This window comes from Tunturiibacter gelidiferens (genome assembly GCF_051013345.1).
Lineage (GTDB): Bacteria > Acidobacteriota > Terriglobia > Terriglobales > Acidobacteriaceae > Edaphobacter > Edaphobacter gelidiferens_A.
Genome location: NZ_CP132939.1, coordinates 2,199,894 through 2,217,551, shown reverse-complemented (window position 1 = coordinate 2,217,551; position 17,658 = coordinate 2,199,894). Strand labels below are relative to the sequence as shown.

At 58.5% G+C, this 17,658-nt stretch carries 17 protein-coding genes, 1 tRNA gene and 1 pseudogene; 14 read left to right on the top strand and 5 right to left on the bottom strand.

Annotation, left to right across the window (positions count from 1 at the left end):
• Positions 1-59: 59 nt before the first annotated feature.
• The 9 genes from RBB80_RS10975 to RBB80_RS10935 all read left to right on the top strand — a co-directional run bounded on the left by RBB80_RS10975 (position 60) and on the right by RBB80_RS10935 (position 6,810).
• Positions 60-341: a hypothetical protein gene (locus tag RBB80_RS10975; RefSeq protein WP_433968213.1), complete on the top strand. Its 282-nt coding sequence runs from the start codon at positions 60-62 to the stop codon at positions 339-341.
• Positions 342-396: 55 nt separating this feature from the next.
• The gene (locus RBB80_RS10970; protein ID WP_433968212.1) at positions 397-1,263 is read left to right on the top strand and encodes a carotenoid biosynthesis protein; all 867 of its coding nucleotides are present in this window, start codon (positions 397-399) and stop codon (positions 1,261-1,263) included.
• Positions 1,264-1,360: 97 nt separating this feature from the next.
• Positions 1,361-2,497 (top strand): glycine cleavage system aminomethyltransferase GcvT, encoded by a 1,137-nt coding sequence (gene gcvT, locus RBB80_RS10965; protein WP_433968211.1) that lies wholly within the window; start codon positions 1,361-1,363, stop codon positions 2,495-2,497.
• 49 nt (positions 2,498-2,546) lie between these two features.
• Complete coding sequence (gene gcvH / locus RBB80_RS10960) at positions 2,547-2,936, top strand: glycine cleavage system protein GcvH (RefSeq protein WP_433968210.1); 390 nt, start codon at positions 2,547-2,549, stop codon at positions 2,934-2,936.
• Positions 2,937-2,939: 3 nt separating this feature from the next.
• Entirely contained in the window at positions 2,940-4,283 is a 1,344-nt protein-coding gene (gcvPA, locus tag RBB80_RS10955) for an aminomethyl-transferring glycine dehydrogenase subunit GcvPA (RefSeq protein ID WP_433968209.1), read from the top strand.
• Positions 4,284-4,285: 2 nt separating this feature from the next.
• A complete protein-coding gene (locus tag RBB80_RS10950) occupies positions 4,286-4,630 on the top strand; it encodes a hypothetical protein (RefSeq protein ID WP_433968208.1) in 345 nt (114 codons plus the stop codon).
• A 2-nt stretch (positions 4,631-4,632) separates the two neighbouring features.
• A complete protein-coding gene (locus RBB80_RS10945) occupies positions 4,633-4,968 on the top strand; it encodes a hypothetical protein (protein ID WP_433968207.1) in 336 nt (111 codons plus the stop codon).
• 14 nt (positions 4,969-4,982) lie between these two features.
• A complete protein-coding gene (gcvPB, locus tag RBB80_RS10940; protein WP_433968206.1) occupies positions 4,983-6,527 on the top strand; it encodes an aminomethyl-transferring glycine dehydrogenase subunit GcvPB in 1,545 nt (514 codons plus the stop codon).
• 1 nt (position 6,528) lies between these two features.
• Positions 6,529-6,810 (top strand): hypothetical protein, encoded by a 282-nt coding sequence (locus tag RBB80_RS10935; RefSeq protein ID WP_433968205.1) that lies wholly within the window; start codon positions 6,529-6,531, stop codon positions 6,808-6,810.
• Between the two features lie 68 nt (positions 6,811-6,878).
• Here RBB80_RS10935 and RBB80_RS10930 read toward each other — a convergent pair whose 3' ends face one another.
• Positions 6,879-7,541, bottom strand: a complete 663-nt coding sequence (locus RBB80_RS10930) for a DUF2911 domain-containing protein (protein WP_433968204.1) — start codon at positions 7,539-7,541, stop codon at positions 6,879-6,881.
• 30 nt (positions 7,542-7,571) lie between these two features.
• On the opposite strand from RBB80_RS10930, the gene RBB80_RS10925 reads away from it, so the two are divergent.
• The 3 genes from RBB80_RS10925 (at position 7,572) to RBB80_RS10915 (ending at position 8,490) form a co-directional block, all read left to right on the top strand.
• Positions 7,572-7,648: transfer RNA gene (locus tag RBB80_RS10925), tRNA-Arg, on the top strand.
• Positions 7,649-7,858: 210 nt separating this feature from the next.
• On the top strand, positions 7,859-8,128 hold the full coding sequence (locus RBB80_RS10920; RefSeq protein ID WP_433968203.1) for a hypothetical protein: 270 nt from the start codon (positions 7,859-7,861) through the stop codon (positions 8,126-8,128).
• Positions 8,129-8,184: 56 nt separating this feature from the next.
• On the top strand, positions 8,185-8,490 hold the full coding sequence (locus tag RBB80_RS10915; RefSeq protein ID WP_433968202.1) for a hypothetical protein: 306 nt from the start codon (positions 8,185-8,187) through the stop codon (positions 8,488-8,490).
• 853 nt (positions 8,491-9,343) lie between these two features.
• On the opposite strand, the gene RBB80_RS10910 is transcribed toward RBB80_RS10915, so the two are convergent.
• Positions 9,344-12,112, bottom strand: a complete 2,769-nt coding sequence (locus RBB80_RS10910; RefSeq protein WP_433968201.1) for a carboxypeptidase regulatory-like domain-containing protein — start codon at positions 12,110-12,112, stop codon at positions 9,344-9,346.
• A gap of 273 nt (positions 12,113-12,385) precedes the next feature.
• Entirely contained in the window at positions 12,386-12,787 is a 402-nt protein-coding gene (locus RBB80_RS10905; RefSeq protein ID WP_433968200.1) for a DUF2237 family protein, read from the bottom strand.
• Positions 12,788-13,099: 312 nt separating this feature from the next.
• Here RBB80_RS10905 and RBB80_RS10900 point away from each other — a divergent pair, with 312 nt between their 5' ends.
• Both RBB80_RS10900 and RBB80_RS10895 read left to right on the top strand, forming a co-directional pair.
• The gene (locus RBB80_RS10900; protein ID WP_433968199.1) at positions 13,100-13,849 is read left to right on the top strand and encodes a hypothetical protein; all 750 of its coding nucleotides are present in this window, start codon (positions 13,100-13,102) and stop codon (positions 13,847-13,849) included.
• On the top strand, positions 13,849-14,679 hold the full coding sequence (locus tag RBB80_RS10895) for a hypothetical protein (protein ID WP_433968198.1): 831 nt from the start codon (positions 13,849-13,851) through the stop codon (positions 14,677-14,679). Before RBB80_RS10900 ends, RBB80_RS10895 begins: the two co-directional genes overlap by 1 nt.
• Positions 14,680-14,737: 58 nt before the next feature.
• Here RBB80_RS10895 and RBB80_RS10890 read toward each other — a convergent pair.
• Positions 14,738-16,389 (bottom strand): annotated as a pseudogene (locus tag RBB80_RS10890) (ABC-F family ATP-binding cassette domain-containing protein).
• 59 nt (positions 16,390-16,448) lie between these two features.
• Positions 16,449-17,624, bottom strand: coding sequence for an acyltransferase family protein (locus RBB80_RS10885; protein WP_433968197.1), 1,176 nt, complete (start codon positions 17,622-17,624; stop codon positions 16,449-16,451).
• Between the last annotated feature and the right edge of the window lie 34 nt (positions 17,625-17,658).

Below are 17,658 nucleotides of genomic sequence, written 5' to 3'. Positions count from 1 at the left end.
ACGGACCGTGCTTCGCGACGCGGCATTCTCCGTTTCGCAGGGAGCGGACACTACCATTGGTGAGCACGCCGGGTGAGGCGGATCTGGTCTTCGAGTTGCAGTTGTCTGCGCCGAATGGGCCGTCGAACGCGGATAAGGAGAAAGGTGCTTCGGATCCGCTGCCTATGTTTCGGCTGGTGATCTACGACAGGGCGACGCGCTATGTCCTTTGGGCGTTGACGGAGTCGGTGGCTCCGGCGGCGAAGCAGAAGACGCATGATCATAACTTCGACGAGGCGCTGGCCGAACTTGTGCTGGATGCGGGGGGACTTACGAAGTCTCTGCCAAGCGGGATGCGCTGACGGAATGCGAGAATCGCCGCAGGAACGGGACAGGAACACCACGTAGAATCTCTTCATGTTGCTAAACGATGAGGGAGGTAGACGAACTGACTATCTTCTCGTTCTGCTGCTTGTTTTGTATATCGTGGCGCGGATTCTTCAGCTGTATGCGGGTAGAGTCCCAACTCTTGCGATCGTCACGCTTCATGTGCTTCCGCCAGCGGCCTTCGCCCTCCTCCACGGAAAGATTACCTACCGGTGGCGTGGCATCCTTCTCTTCGTGGGGCTCAGTCTTGTCATCGGAGCACTGCTGGAGAGCCTGAGTCTTCGAACCGGTTTTCCCTTTGGACACTACTACTTCAGCGATCTGATGGGGCCGAAGCTCTTTCGGCTCCCGGTATTGCTGGCACTTGCTTATGTCGGGATGGGGTACTTGTCGTGGGTCGTGGGTCTGCTGATCTTAGGCCACCACGACGAACCCTTGACCGGTAGACGGATCATTTTTCTGCCGCTGGTTGCGAGCTTCGTGATGGTGGCCTGGGATCTTTCGATGGACCCGGTCTGGTCTAACCTCGATCATGCCTGGGTGTGGAAGGACGGAGGCCCCTTCTTCGGTGTGCCGGTGAGCAATTTTCTCGGGTGGTATCTCACGGTCTATCTCTTTTATCAGGCATTTGCGCTCTATCTGCGAAGTCGAACGGTTCCGCCCTTGCCGCTGAAACACTGGCGTCTTCCAGTTCTTTTTTATGGAGCTTCAGCAGCCGGAAATATCCTGCTTGCCATTCCGTCAGCAACTCAGGTGGTTGTCACAGATGCTTCGGGCAGGCAGTGGATGACCGCAGACATCCTCCGGTCGTGTGTTCTCGTCTCGATCTTCCTGATGGGAGCCTTTGCTCTGATTGCCTGGAGCAAACTCTCACTTTCCGCTCCTGATTCAGTGTGATGCGCTGGAGCGACAGGGCGAGGGTGGTTGGATTGGGCTTGTCGATGCTATCGTTTTAGGGGCAGCATTCACGGGGAAGACTAGAGGAAGTACCGTTATGGCAGAGACAATGACACCACTTCGTAAGACAGCACTGAACGCGGTGCACCGGGCGGCTAAGTCCAAGATGGTTGATTTCGGCGGGTGGGATATGCCGGTGGATTGCTGCGGGCTGATAGCGGAGCATATGGCGGTGCGGACGTCGGTGGGCGTGTTCGACGTGTCGCATATGGGGGATATTCAGCTGCGTGGGCCGGGGTCGCTGGCGGCGGTGCAGCATCTTTGCATGAACGATGCTTCGAAGCTGGCAGTGGGACAGGCGCACTACTCGGCGATGCTGTATCCGAATGGGACTTTTGTTGATGACGTAATTGTGCACAAGCTTTCGGACAATGATTACTTGATCGTGATTAATGCGGGCACGCGTGAGAAGGATGTCGAGTGGGTGCGGAAGACGATTGGGCATATGCCGGGCGTGCATGTGAACGACTTCAGCGATTACTACACGCAGCTTGCGATTCAAGGGCCGCGGGCCGCGGAGACGCTGCAGAAGCTTACTTCGACGGACCTGAGCACGATTAAGAACTACTGGTTTACGTGGGGTCAGGTGTGCGGACTGTACAACGTGATGATTGCTCGCACGGGATATACCGGCGAGGATGGGTTTGAGATTTATATTCCGTCGGATGAGCCGACGAGCGCGCGGGTTTGGGGCGAAGTGCTGGCAGCGGGCGCTGAGTTCGGGATTTTGGCGTGTGGTTTGGGTGCGCGGAATACGCTGCGGCTCGAGGCTGGAATGGCTCTGTATGGGCACGAGATCTCGGATACGATCAACGTGCTAGAGGCTGGGCTGGGGCGTTATGCGAAGCTCGATAAGCCGGAGTTTGTGGGGCGCGAGGCTCTGCTGAAGGTTCAGGCTGAAGGCGGGCCGGGGCGCAAACTGGTAGGGCTGGAGATGATTGATCGCGGGATTGGGCGGGATGGATATACGGTGTTTTCGGTTGAAGGAAAGCGGCTTGGCGAGATTACGAGCGGTTCGCCGTCGCCGTTTTTGAAGAAGAATATTGCGATGGCTTATGTGCCGGTGGATTATACGGCGCTCGATACCGAGGTCGCAGTGGAAATTCGCGGCCAGATGGTGAAGGCCAAGGTTGTTCCGCTTCCCTTCTATAAACGGGCGAAGAAATCCGCATAGCTCGAGCATCTACAATTGAGTTACACACACTTTCTCTGGAGAACGACGAATGGGTTACCCTGCGGATTACCGCTACACGAAGGAACACGAGTGGATAAAGGTCGATGGCAACATTGGAACCGTCGGCATCACGGACTACGCGCAGAACTCGCTGGGCGACATTGTGTTTGTCGACCTGCCGAAGGTGGGGGATACGGTTGAAGCTGCGAAGAGCTTCGGTTCGGTGGAGTCGGTGAAGGCTGTGTCGGATCTGTTTGCGCCGGTGTCGGGCAAGGTGACGGCGATTAATGAGGAGTTGAAGGACGCTCCGGAGAAGATTAATTCGGATGCGAATACGACCTGGCTGCTGAAGGTTGAGCTTGCGGATGCGAAGCAGGTCGATGGGCTTTTGACTGCGGCGGATTACGAGAAATTTACCAGCGAAGAGACCGGACACTAAAAGATGCGCTATTTGCCGAAGTCCCCCGTGGATCGCGAGGAGATGCTTGCCGAGATTGGTGTGGCATCGATCGACGATCTGTTTTCTACGATTCCAGCGGAGTTCCAACTGAAGCGTGATCTGAAGATTCCACGGCAGCATGGGGAGTCGGAGATCCTGGATCGCTTTCGCGAGTTTGCGGAGAATAATGCGGTTGGTTATTCGAGCTTTCTGGGCGCGGGGGTGTATCGGCATTATCGGCCGGTGATCATCGACTCGTTGGTGCAGCGCGGTGAGTTCCTGACCAGCTATACGCCGTATCAGCCGGAGATCTCGCAGGGCACGCTGCAGGCGATGTTCGAGTTCCAGACGATGATCTGCGAGCTGACGGGGATGGAGATTGCGAACGCGTCGATGTATGACGGCTCGACCGGCGCGGCTGAGGCGATCATGATGGCGGTGCGTGTGACCGGGCGCGACGGTGCGGTGATTGCGCGGACGGTGCATCCGGAGTATCGCGAGGTGATTGCGACGTATGCGCAGCACCAGGAGATCCCGACGATTGAAGTTGGGTATAGCGCGAATGGGCGGGTGGATCTTGCTGCGCTCGATGCGGCGATTACGAAGGATACGGCTTGTGTGTTGATTCAGTCGCCGAACTTCTTTGGGACGGTCGAGGATGTTGCGGCGATTGCGGAGATTGCCCATGCGAAGGGTGCTCTGCTGATCGTTTCGATTGCAGAGGCGGTGTCGCTGGGGATCGTGCGGCCGCCGGCTGAGGCGGATATTGTTTCGCTGGAGGCGCAGTCGTATGGCGTGGCTGTTGGATATGGCGGGCCTTACTGCGGCGTGATTGCGTGCAAGGAGAAGTTCTTGCGGCAGATGCCGGGAAGGCTGATCGGCGAGACGAAGGATAAGGATGGCAAGCGCGGGTTTGTGCTGACGCTGTCGACGCGCGAGCAGCATATTCGGCGGGAGAAGGCGACTTCGAACATCTGTACGAATCAGGCACTGGTTGCGATGATGACGACGATCTTTCTAAGTGTGTATGGCAAGCAGGGGATGAAGGAATTGGCTGAGCAGAATTTGGCGAAGGCGGCTTATCTGCAGAGCGTGCTTGGTTCTTCTGCTGGCGCGAAGGTTTTGTTTGATGGCGCGCCGCGGTTTCATGAGTTTGTGCTGGAGTTGCCGAAGGGTGCGGAGGAGACGAACGCTTCGCTGCTTGGCGAGAAGATCATCGGTGGACTAGCGTTGGCGAAGTGGTATCCCGAGCTTGGGCCGAATGCTAGTTTGTGGTGCGCGACAGAGCTGACGACGCGCAAGCAGATGGACGCTGTCGCAGCGGCGCTTGCAGGCAAGAAGGCTTAGCGATGGATGTTTCGGCAATTGTTGGGGAAGAGCTGAAGGCGGTTGAGTTTGTTGAGGACTTTTTGCAGCTTCGGTTTGAGGCTCCTCTGCTGACGTTTTATGCGTGGCCGCATGTGCTGTTTCCGGAGTTTTCGGTGGCTTATGGAGAGCCGGAGTATCGGAATGCACTCTGTGCGCAGATTAACGACAAGGTTGTGCAGGCAACGCTCGAAGAGGGCGATGCGCTAACGATCGAGTTTGAGAACGGCACCGTGTTTGGGCTTTCTTTGCGGGAAGAAGATTTGGATGGGCCGGAGTCTGGCAGCTACTCGGAGACCGGAAGCGCAGCGGATGCGCAGGAGTTTTAACTATGGCTCATTCGATCAAGCCGAGGATCATGTACATCGAGTACAAAGGCAACGATCTTACTGGACCAGCAAGAATTGGAAGGGTAACTTTTTCAAAGACTGGCGAGACTCTCTACTATCGCGGTAAATCGTTCCAAAGCCTCAAGGGAAATGGTTTTAAAGCGAATTACTTCGACGTCGACACTTTGGAGGAATACTGGATCTCAGGCCCGAAGAAAAGTGGCGGGGATTCTCTCTATGCGACAAACGTTGCAACTGAAATTGACGACGATGTTCGCGAGGAATATTGGATTGAAATTCGAAATAATCCAGATTTGAAACATCAGAAGCACACTTAGAAAGCAGAGCGACTATGGCGGAAAAGTTTGTAGGGACACCCAAGAAGGCTACGACGCACACGAATCAGAACGAAGATTTGATGTTTGAGAAGTCTTCGCCTGGGAAGAAGGCCTATCGGCTGGCGGAGCTGGATGTGCCGGCGGTGGACTCGGTTGCGCTGCTGGGGGATTCTGTGCGGACGGACCTGGGTGTGATGCCGGAGCTGAGCGAGATCGAGATCATTCGGCACTTCACGCGGCTTTCGACGTGGAACTATGCGATTGACCTAGGGATGTATCCGCTGGGAAGCTGCACGATGAAGTACAACCCTCGCGTGAACGAGGCGGTGGCGCGGTTGGAGGGGATCGCGGAGGCACATCCTTATCAGCCGGAGTCGCTGTCGCAGGGGTGCCTGGGGATTATGAAGACGCTGTCCGAGGCGCTGATTGAGATTACGGGCATGGATGCGATTACACTGCAGCCGGCGGCGGGCGCGCATGGTGAGTTTACGGGAATCCTGCTGGTGCGGGCTTATCACGAGAGCAAGGGCAATCCGCGGAAGAAGATTCTGATTCCGGACTCGGCGCATGGGACGAATCCTGCCACTGCTGCTGTGTGCGGATATGAGGTTGCCAATCTGAAGTCGAATGCGCAGGGCATGGTGGATGTGGCTGAGTTGGAGCGGATGGTCGATGAAGACACCGCTGCGCTGATGCTGACGAATCCTTCGACGATTGGTGTGTTCGAGAGCGACATTCATAAGATTGCGGACATTCTGCATGCGAAGGGCGCGCTGCTTTACATGGATGGCGCGAATATGAATGCGCTGGTGGGCAAGACGCGGCCGGGAGATTTTGGCGTCGATGTGATGCATCTGAATCTGCACAAGACGTTTTCTACGCCGCATGGTGGCGGTGGTCCGGGGTCGGGGCCAGTGGCCTGCAAGAAGATTCTGGAGCCGTTTCTACCTACGCCGATTGTGGTGACGAAGGCTGATGGAAAGCTTGGGCTGGAGTACAACAGGCCGCAGACAGTTGGCCGTGTGCGGATGTTCTATGGCAACTTTGGAATGTTTGTGCGGGCGCTGGCTTACATCCTGGCGAATGGGCCGGATGGACTGCGACAGACGACCGAAGATGCGGTGCTGAATGCGAACTATATCCGGGCGAAGCTGGAGGGCACGTTTGAGCTGCCGTACAAGACGCGGTCGCTGCATGAGGTGGTGTTCTCGGACAAGATTCAGGCGAGGAACGGCGTAAAGACGGGTGATATGGGCAAGCGGTTGATCGACTATGGCTTCCATGCGTATACGGTCTCGTTCCCACTGGTAGTGCAGGGCGCGATGATGATTGAGCCGACCGAGAGCGAGAGCCGCGAGGAGCTTGATCTGCTGATCGATGCGTTGAAGCAGATTGCGCGCGAGGCGGAAGAGAATCCTGAGCTGGTGCAGACATCGCCGCATACGACGCGGCTGCAGCGGCTGGATGAGACGTCGGCGGCGAGGAAGCCGATTCTGCGCTGGAAAGCTCCTGTGGCTGCGGAGCCGGTGCTGGTGGATACGGCCGCGAAGGAGTGGTAGCGTGTCTGTCTTCTATCATCGGCAGGATGAACTTGAGAAGTATGAGTTCATGATGGGAGAGGCACGCGGGCGGCTGGCGGTGACGCTGGATGTGCTGACCGATGCGCTGATCTTGATTGGGCAGCATGGGGTTTACTGCACGAGCACGCGGAATCCGAACGTTCCGGCGCTGGATCTGCAGGCGGTGTTGATGAATTTGAACGGAGCGAAGGAGCTGGTGGCTTCGGTGATGGAGCGGTTGAGGCTGGATCGGCTCGAGCTGGAGAAGGAAGCGGCGAAGTAGGGGTTCTGCTTCGTGCTTCAACTTCTCCGGTCGGCTTTGATTCGGTTCACTCGAATTACGCAGCTGGCTTACTGAGCTTTGACAGTTACATATTCGTCGGTCGTGGCCCATTTGACGTGAAGTTCGGTGGTGGCTCCGCTGGTGTGCTCGAATGAAATGGACATGTTCTCCTGCGGGGCGGGGAGGGTTTTGCTCGTCATGGGCGTGCGGCCGAGGTCCTGGGCTTCGGAGTAATCGGTGCCCCACTGGCCGGTCTGCTTGTTGACGATGAGCAACCACTTGCTGGCGCTTGGCAGGGTGTAGATGGTGTAGGTGCCGGCGGGGACGTCGAGGGTGCCGATCCTCAGATTTGTCGCGGTGATCAGGGTGGTGGCGGGGTTGGCTCCGGTGCGCCAGACCTGGTCGTAGGGGACGATGGTGGTGCCGATGGTGCGGCCTTTGAGACGGGGGAGTTGTATTTGATGGTGACTTGTTTGCCGTTGAGGCTGACCTCGGCGGTGGCGGCGGGGCTGGCGAGGGGCTTTGCGGAGGACTGGGCGCCTTCCATCTTTACGCCTCCGCTCTGTGCATTCATGAGTGGGGTTGCAGTGGTGAGGAGAGTACAACAGGCTGCTAGAGCGAGGGAGCGGAGGTGCATTGGTGGTCTCTCTTTCGTGGGTGCGCATCGGCGCGGGTGGGAAGGTTTTTCGGTGCTGGAGTTGATGCTCCACCGGCTGGGCTTGGGCTGTCAACCGAGGGCGATCGTGCTAGGCTAGAGGTATGCGCCCGTAGCTCAGCTGGATAGAGCGGCAGCCTCCGAAGCTGTAGGTCAGAAGTTCGAATCTTCTCGGGCGCACCACCCTCCAATACATTCAGAGAGACTGTCAGTAGTTTCCGGAAACCCGACTTTGCGGAACGAATCCGAAGGATGCGATGCTCTATTCGTTCGGCGCGATGACTCCCTACGGACATCAGAACCTTTTTCTGGAAGATCGTCGGGTGTATAATGCGCGTTACTTTCCCGGAAATCCTCTAAACGGCGGCCACGGGAGAGGGGAGGGGGCTCCAAATGAGGCATGAAGAGAGAGTCTATAAGGTACTTACAGGCACAACGATGGCACTGGTACTGGGGATCGCCACGGTTCCTGCGAAGGGTGACCGGCTGGTGATCACGAAAGGAAACGACCAGAACGTACCAGTGATGGAGGACCAAGGTGGAACCCTGACCTGGATCATCCAAAACCAGGGACCGGGCGCGATCACGCTAGACAACAGTCTTCGTAAGAACGGAGTGCGCTTCGTGCGGTCGGGGGCGACAATGATGATAAGCCAAAGGTAGGAACGATCAGTGGTTGTGACAGCGGGGTCAAGCTGCCGGGTGGTGGCGGCCAGTGTGTGCTCGTCGTAGATTTCACAACACCGGAGATCCCGGATACTACACCGGACGAGAACAAGGACCGTGGATTCTGGAACCTGGAAGCGAATAGGGTAACGTTAGATTTCCCGATGTTAGAAGGTGCCCTTGCGAATGGAACGACGGTGACCAGCGGCGCGCTGCTGGGGCACGTAGAGGTTGATGATCCGGGAGTAAGCGCTGTTACACCCGAACCTCCCACCATCCTGCTGACGTTGACTTCGGTCGTGTTTGGGTTATCGGCGTGGGCGCGAAAACAGTACGGGAGAAGCAGCAAGGCTCGGTAAATGGCATGTGGATTTCAGTGACAAATCTTCCATCGATTCGAGCGGAGAAGCCTTCAGAAGACTGGCAACCGGAGAGCGAGATCGTAGGTCCGGCGGGCTCATATAGAACGTCTCTGTAAACGGGGTTCTCGGTAAGTTCAAACAGGTTTCTCTGGCGGGTTCAAGGGGAAGGCGGCTCCGGTCAACCGGGAGCCGCCTTCTTGCTGCATGTTGCGGGTTGTGGTGTTGGTTGGTTAGAAGACGAACCTGCCCAGGAGTTGAATCTGGCGGGGTCCGTAGAGGATGTTGGAGGTGCTGGTTGGGGTTCCGAAGGATGGGTTGGGAGTGAAGCAGCCTGACGATCCTGGGAAGTTGCAGGTGGTGGGAGAGGCCGACGTAGAGGCTGCTGTGTAGTTGACGAGTGAGTTGTTGACCGAGAGGATGTTGCGGTGATTGAAGACGTTGAAGGCTTCAGCCGCTACTTCGATTGCCATGCCTTCGTGAACGGGGAAACTGCGAGAGATACGGGAGTCGAAGTTGTGGACGCCGGGACCGGTGAAGGCGTTGCGGCGAGCGATCTGGTCGGGGACGCGGGTTGCGGTGCCGGAGGTGAGGACTGCGCCGGTGACGCCACCGTCGCCGCCACCGAGCGCGGAGGAGATGGTTCCGTTGACGAAGCCGGTGATGGGAAATCCAGTCTGTGCGGTGAAGCTTCCGGAGAGCTGCCAGCCGTTGGCGGCGTAGGCGGCATAGCGGTTGGCGATAGGGAGCTTCGAGGTTGCAACGATGGAGCCGACGAAGCGGCCGCGCTGATCGATGTCGGAGCGGGCGTACTCTGCGCCGCGTCCCTGGCGGTGACCTTCGGCGAAGGGGATCAGAGGAGCGTCGGTGCCGTTGAAGGTGCCGTTAGGTGCGCCGGACTGGCCGCCGTCCATGGTTTTGGCCCAGGTGTAGTTGGCGAGGACCTCGACGCCGTAACTGAGGGGCTTGCGAACCGAGACGGCCATGGAGTGATACCAGCTGTTGACGTCTGATTCGCCGGTGAGGATGGAGCCAGTGGCGGTGGAGAGGCGCTTGGTGTAGATGGGGACGATGATGGGGGTGATGCCCGATGCGCTGGAGGAGTAGTAGGGGCGGTTCGAGATGACGCCGTTGACGGGGTCCACGTTGGTGTCGACGAAGATGGGAAGACGCATGCCGCGGGTTCCGACGTAGCCGATGGAGAGGGTGGAGTGGAGTGGAAGCTGCTGCTCGACTGCCAGATCGTAGGAGTGGGTGAAGGGGTTGAGGAAGTTGGGGGACGCGCCACGGACGTTGAGGGTGGATGCGGGTAGCCCGGGGTTGAAGGCGGGCGTTGGCGCTCCGGTGACCTGGTTGATGGGGGCTGGTCCGGGGGCGTGAAGGCTGGGATGCCGCCCTGCGGTGCGTAGCTATCGTAAACTGCGCCGGAGTTTCCGTTGAACTTACGGTTTGGACTACCCGTAGGGGCGCCGGTGATGGCGCTGTAGGTGCCGCTGGGGCTGTAGGTGCGGGTGCTGAACTGCTGCTGGTAGACGCCGTTTTCGCGGCGGAGGGTGTACCAGGTGGAGTTGGAGGTGAGGCCGAAGAAGAGGCCGTATCCGCCGCGGACGACGGTTCCCTCGTGGGGACTCCAGGCGAAGCCGATGCGCGGGGCGGCCATGTGGTAGTCGGTGTTGATGACCGAGGTGGCGTTGAAGGCCGGGGTGCTGGTCGTGTTGGGACGGTCGGGCTGAGGGACGAGTTGGACGTCGTAGCGCGCACCGAGCGAGAGGAGGAGCTTGGGCGTGACCTTCCAGTCGTCCTCGAGGAAGATATCGAGGTTCTTGTTCCAGAAGTCGTCTGCACCGATGCCGGTGATGGGGTCCGTGGTCTGAGAGAACGAGCTGTAGTGCCGGCCACCGTTGACCTGGTAGACGTCCTGGATCCAGTTGGCGAATTCGGCCTCGACGGTACCGGTGGAGTAGGTGAAGCTGCCGTCGCCGCCGAAGAGGTTGGCGATCTGCTCGTGGATGAGATTGACGTCTACGCCGAGTTTGACGGAGTGCTTGCCGAAGATGGTGGAGTAGATGTCGGTGATCTGGATGCGGTGCTCGTCGGGGAAGGCTCCGCGGGGAAGGGCGGAGGTTTCGCCGTAGGCGGCGACGCCGACGGTGGAGCTGCCAATGTTCATGGCGGGACCACCGGAGTTGGTGCTGGCGGTTTCAAGGTCGCGCGACCATTGGAAGTGGACCACGTTAGCGGAGTTGGAGGTGAGTGCCGTCTCGGCGTTGGCTACGACGTAGCGCTGATGGAAGTTGACGCCGCCGTTCTGGGTGACCGAGCCGTTGTTGACGGTGGTGGAGGTGTTGTAGCCGTTGGGCTGCTTGAAGTTTTCGAAGAGGAAGCTGGCTGAGAGGTGGGTCTTCGAGTTGAGCTGGTAGTCCAGGCGCGGGAAGTAAATGTCCTGTGTGGTGTTGCGCGCGAAGGAGCCGAGGAGCTTGCTCTGGATGAAGGTGACTGCCTGCGAACACTGGGTCGGGCTGACGCCAGTGATGGTAGTGGGGTATATGTTTCCTGCGTCCGAGACGTACGTGGTGCCGCCATCGCAGAGGTGAGCGAGGTTGGCGACGCTGGTGGTCGCGGAGTTGTAGGTGGAGAGATAGGTGATGGGGTTGACCTTGCGGTAGCCGTCGTAGGTGAAGTGGAAGAAGAGCTTGTCTTTGAGGATGGGGCCGCCGACCGAGGCGCCGAACTGGTTCTGAGTCTTCACCGGCTGGTTGAGGAGGAAGGGATTGTGGGTGAGGTTGCCGTTGTATTTGTTCAGCGGGTCGAGAGCGTTCCAGCCGGGAGTGCGGTAGTACTCGAAGACGTCGCCGTGAAACTGATTGGTTCCTGACTTGGTGATTGCGTTGACGATGCCGCCTGCGGCCTGACCTAGCTCGGCCGAGTAGCCGCTGACGCTGGACTGGAACTCTTGAATGGATTCGAGCGGATAGACGTAGGGGGCGCCGATGGAGCGACCACGCGCTTCCGAGAAGAAGGCCTGCTGGTTGTTGGCGCCGTCGACGAGGTTGGTGTTGTAGAGGCCGGAGACGCCGCGGTAGCTGATGAGGCCGGTGTTGCCATCGGGAGCTACGTTTGGGGTGGCGAGCACGAAGTTATCCCAACGGCGGCCGTTGACCGGGAGGTTGGAGATCAGGTGCTGGTCGATGGTCTGCGAGATCTGATTTTTGTCGGTGTCGATGATTGGGGACTCGGTCGAGACCTGAACCTCTGTGGAGACGGAGGCGGTGGGCAGAGCGGCATCGACGGTGAGGACCTGACCGACGGTGACGGTGAGATTCTTGCGGTCGATCTTGCCGAAGCCGCCACCGCCGATGACGACCTCGTAGTGGCCGGGCTGGAGGAAGGTGGCGCTGTAGGAGCCATCGGAGCCGGTGGTGATGGTGCGGGAGACACCAGTGTCGACGTTGGTGACGACGACAGCGGCGCCCGGGACGGCGGCTCCTGAGGTGTCGGTGACCGCGCCGGCGATGTTGCCGACTGCGGCGGTCTGAGCGGCGATGGGATAGCTAAAGGACGCGAGGAGGAGGGCTGCTGCGACACACGCGAGCAAACCGTTAGAGACGGAGGGAAGTTTCATATGTACTGGCTCCTGAAAACACCGATTACAAAGAACGGTGTGTGAAGGGTTAGCGGCTATTGGAATCCGGGTTTCGTGTCTTCCGGAGACGTTCGCGTGCAACCTAAGATGACTTTGTCGTAGTACTTAAAACAGTCAGGCCTTGCGGTAGGGACTGTCAAGTGGCGTTTCGAACGTCGGAGTTGGCGCCGGCCTACCAAATGTGTCGTCGGTCAACTTTTTACCAGGAGCCTGACATATTCGGCGGTGTTTTTGTGTGGGAAGAAAAGTGGCCTAGTGGAGCTGGCTGGGGATGACCGCGTACTGAATCAGGAGCTCGAAGGGGACGATTTTGAGGGTATTCTCGTGGGTGGCTTCGAGAATGATGGGGCAGGCTGCTCCGGCCTGTTGAACCTGCAGCCAGCGGGCGGCACAGACACACCAGCGGTCGCCGGGTTTGAGGCCTTCAAAGCCAAATTGCGGCATGGGTGTGCTGAGGTCGTTGCCGAGAGCCCTGGACGCTTCCAGGAAGGGTGCGTCGACGACGCAGCAGATGGTGTGGACGCCGTGGTCGTCAGGGCCGGTCTCGCAGCAGCCGGTGCGGTAGAAGCCGGTCATGGGTTCGCAGCCGCAGATATCAAGGGGCTGGCCGAGAACGTTTTTGCCGCGGTTTTTGATGGGCTCTACGGTGGGCATGGCGATGAAAATCTCTCAGACGTTAGTATCCCACCTTTCCAGGGGGAAGAGGCGCTATGACCCGGTGTCATGAGTTCTTTCTGGGATAACTCTATTTGTGATATTTTGAGTCGTTCCGTAGGGTGGCTGGACTCGTACAAGCCGCCGGGATCTTGGCCCTCCCAATCTACAATCGAACGCTGCTCCTCTTCTTCTGGTGATGTGGGCCCTGTTAGTTACTGGTTCGCACCTGTTCGCGCCGGCTCTGCCGGTGATCGCGAAGCAGGTGGCCGAGTGCGCAGAGTTTAGACGGAATGAAGTGAAGGAGAAACCATGCAATCACCTAAGATCTTTCGCCCCCATGGAGGGGTACGCGGAGCAAATCTGTCACGAGGATCTCTGCTGTTTGGCGGGCCGTTCGGCCGAATCTTTCGAGCGGTGCCGCCGGCCGACTTTGGACCGGATGACGCGACGAGTCTCAAGAATCTGGAAGACCTGGCCAATGCGATGACTTCGGTTGCCGATCCGCAAGACCCGAAGGATGGGCCGGATAGCGAAGAGAGCGGAATTCCTGCGGCGTATACCTACTTCGGACAGTTCATCGACCACGATCTAACCTTCGATCCGGCAAGCAGCCTGCAGAAGCAGAACGATCCGGACGCGCTTGAGGACTATCGAACGCCGCGGTTCGACTTGGACAACATCTACGGGCGGGGGCCGGACGACCAGCCGTATATGTATACGGACGACGGCAAGAGTTTTGTGCTGGGGAATCCGATGACCGGCGCGCCGGAGGTCAATGCGAATGCGCACGATCTGCAGCGTAACTCGCAGACGCCGGCGCGAGCGCTGATTGGGGACCCTCGCAACGATGAGAACAAGATCGTGTCGCAGCTGCAGGGGTTGTGGCATCGCTTTCACAACAAGATCGTCAAGGACAATCCGACGCTGACGTTTCCGCAGATTCAGCAGATGGTGCGATTCCACTATCAGTGGATCCTGATTCATGATTTTTTGCCGACGATCATCGATAAGGACGTGCTGGAGGGGTGCTGCCGCTCGACAAGAGTAAGAATCCGATAGTGAGCAAGGTTAATCTGAAGTTCTTCCACTTCAAAAATGAAGCGTTTATGCCGTTGGAGTTTTCTGCGGCGGCTTACAGGTTTGGCCACTCGATGATACGGCCGGGGTATCGAGTGAATACGACGGTGGGGCCGCAACCAATCTTCAAGTTGGGTAAAAACGCCCAGGACCTGCGGGGGTTTCAGGCTCCTCCGTCGAATTGGGCGCTGGACTGGAGACGGTACATCGACCTGGTGCCGTTGGACTATGGAACGCTGGTGCCCAATCCGAGCCAGACCGATCCGAAGAACCAGAACAGGCTGCAACTGGCGTACAAGATCGATACGTCGCTGGTGAATCCTCTTGGCGTGCTGCCGGCTTCGATTGCGGTCAATCCGAGTGTTCTCGCAGCGCGAAATCTGGAGCGCGGGTGGAGGATGAGGCTGCCGAGCGGGCAGGATGTTGCCAGGGCGATGGGCTTGATTCCGCTGCCTGACGACAAGATCGTGATTGGTAAGTTCACCGGGGATCCGGCGGATATTGTTGCGAAGAGCGTCGCGACGGTCGGTGATGGGAAGGGCTTTGTCGGAAACTGCCCACTATGGACTTATGTGCTGGCCGAGACTATTGAGAGCAAAGTTACCGTGAAGACACTGCAGGGAGACAAGGCCATTACGACGAGAAAGCTTGGCCCAGTAGGAGGACGTATCGTCGCCGAAACATTTGTTGGATTGCTGCTGGCGGATTCGAGTTCCTACATAAGCCTGGACCCGTTGTGGGAGCCGACGACGTTGAAGGTGAATGGTGTCTTCGGGTTGCGCGAGATGATCAAGCATGCGCTGGAGGGGTGAAGAAAGGCCCGGCTCGCCATGATTCGCGAGCCGGGCCTTATTTGTAACTTATTTTGGACTATTTTGCGGCGATGGCCAGTTGTTGCTGGTATTCCTCGTAGGGGCCTTTGTGGTCGGTGATGTGGAAGTCGGTGGGGCCGCCTTCGAAGTGCCATATGCGGGTGCCAGCCTCTTCGATGAGGTCCTGGTCGTGAGTGACGAGGAAGACGGTGCCTTCATACTTCTGGATGGCCTGGTTGAGGGCGTTGATGCTCTCGAGGTCAAGGTGGTTCGTCGGTTCGTCGAGGACGAGGACGTTGGGCTTCTGCAGCATGATCTTGCAGAAGAGGAGGCGGGCGGCTTCGCCACCGGAGAGAGCGTCGGTCTTCTTGAGGCCCTCTTCGCCCTTGAAGAGCATCTGGCCGAGGATGCCGCGGATGTCTTCCTTGGTGGCTTGCGGGTCGAACTGGTGGAGCCAGTCGGAGGCTGTCATACCAAGCTGGATGCTGCCCTTGTGGTCCTGCGCGAAGTAGCCGATGGAGACCTCGTGGCCCCATTTGACGGTGCCGGAGTCGATGGAGACGGACTTGTCTTCGAACCCGAGCTCTTCGATGCCGGGGCCGTTGGCGAGCAGGGCTTTGAGGAGGGTGGTTTTGCCCTGGCCGTTGCGGCCCATCAGGATGACTTTGTCACCGCGAGTGACGGAGGCGGTGAAGTTTTTGATGACGTGCTCGGTCTTGCCGTCCTTTTGCTCGTAGGACTTGTTCACCCGCTCGAACTCGAGGACGTTCTTGCCGGAGGGGCGCTCCATCTTGAAGCTGATGAAGGGACGGGCGATGTTGGAGCGGGCTAGTTCGGAGGTCGCGAGGCGCTCTACTTCTTTTTGCGGGAGTTCACCTGCGAGGAGCGGGTGCCGGCAGAGAAGCGGGCGATGAAGTCGTTGAGCTGGGCGATCTTCTTTTCACGCTGCTCGTTCTGGCTTTCGATGCGGGTTCGGATACTGGTCTTCTGGAGGACCATGTCGTCGTAGCCGCCGTTGTAGGTGATGATGGTCTCGTAGTCGATGTCGGCGATGTGGGTGCAGACGTTGTTGAGGAAGTGGCGGTCGTGCGAGATGGTGATGACGGTGCCGTTGTAGCGGGTGAGGAAGTCCTGGAGCCAGTGGATGGACTCGAGGTCGAGGTAGTTGGTGGGCTCGTCGAGGAGCAGGGCCTGGGGGCTGCCAAAGAGGGCTTGAGCGAGGAGGACGCGGACTTTCTGGCCGCCCTGCAGCTCGGACATCTTGCGCTCGTGGAGCTCATCGGGGATATCGAGGCCCTGGAGGAGAACGGCGGCGTTGGACTCAGCTTCGTAGCCGTCTTCGTCACCGACGATGCCTTCGAGTTCTCCGAGACGGGAGCCGTCTTCGTCGGTCATCTCAGGCTTGGCGTAGATGATCTCGCGCTCTTCGAGAGCGGCCCAGAGGCCCTTGTTGCCCATGATCACGGTGTCGATGACACGGTAGGCGTCGAAGGCGTACTGGTCCTGGGAGAGGACGCCGATCTTTTTCGGGCGGACGACGGTGCCCTTCTGGGGGTCAATCTCGCCGGTGAGGCACTTCATGAAGGTGGATTTGCCGGCGCCGTTGGGGCCGGTGAGGCCGTAGCGACGGCCTGTGGTGAAGGTGACTGAAACATCCTCGAAGAGGAGCTTCGAGCCATAGCGCATAGTGACGTTGGATACTGAGATCATGGTATTACTTTCATTTTAGCTGGGGAATGCAGCAATTTTCGCGTTTTGGGCGTGAATATTCACCGCTTTGGCGAATACATGAAGATTGGATGAGATTTAGCGGTTTTCGACGCTGGTTTCGACGACGCGGACTTACGCGGACGGCTTAGACTGGAGAGCTTTGAGGCGAGCTTGCGGGGCCATTTGGGGTCCATGCAGGGCCGCTCGATGAGGATGAAGTAGGCGGTGCAGAAGAGATAGATGCAGGCGCCGAGGAGGATAGTCTGAATGAGAAAGCTGAGGGGAAGGCTCGATGGGATGAGGAGCCTGCGGGTGAGGCGGAATGCGATGGAGATAACCATCATGTGCATGAGATAGAACGAGTAGCACATGCCACCGGTGAGGGCGATCCATGGGGTGCGGAAGATCTGGCGGCTGGCGGGGCCGTTGAAGGTAGCGAGGTAGGCGAGAAGGATGAGAAGAGGGAGGCAGAGGGAGGTGTAGGAGGTGGGCAGGGCGAAGATGGCGACCCAGACGACCACACTGATGAGGTCCCACCAGCGGCTGATGGTGGATTCGGTGCGGGTGGCGCGGAGGTCGGCCAGGAGAAAGCCGACGAGAAAGAACTGGAGCTGGCCGGGAAGGTTCCAGGAGGCGGTGCCGTGGGTGAGGTATTGGAAGGCGGTGCTGGCGGCGATGAGTGAGACGAGGGCGCAGCGGCGGACGAGGGTGGAGGAGATGGCGTAGAGGAGTCCGAGAACGGGGGCGAGGATGTAGAACTGCACCTCGACCTCGAGGCTCCAGGTAACGAAGTTGATGGGCGGCAGGCTGGTGAAGTTGTGCAGATAGAAGATGTGAGCGATCAGGGGCAGGAGAAGCGGGAAGAGGTGGTGCTCGTAGATGGCCAGGACGAAAGCGTAGAGGAGAAGGCAAAGGATGTAGGGCGGCTCAAGCCGGGTGAGGCGGCGTTTGAAGAAGGCTTTAATCGAGACGGGCTGACCGTGGAGGAGATGTTGACGAAGAAAAGGCTGCGCGAGAATGAAGCCGCTGATGGCAAAGAAGAGAAGGACGCCGCGACCGCCGCGTTCGATGAGTTCAGGAACATTTCTCTGGGCGAGTGCGGAGAAGGTTTGACCGCTGCGATTCACCATTTCGGACAGAATATGGACAAACAAGGTGGCTGCGATGGCGACGAAACGGAGGCCGTCAATCTCAGGGATCCAGTTTCCGTGGGTTGTGATGCGGCGAAGTTTCATTACATCCCCGAACTGCTTGGCGGATCCGATTCGA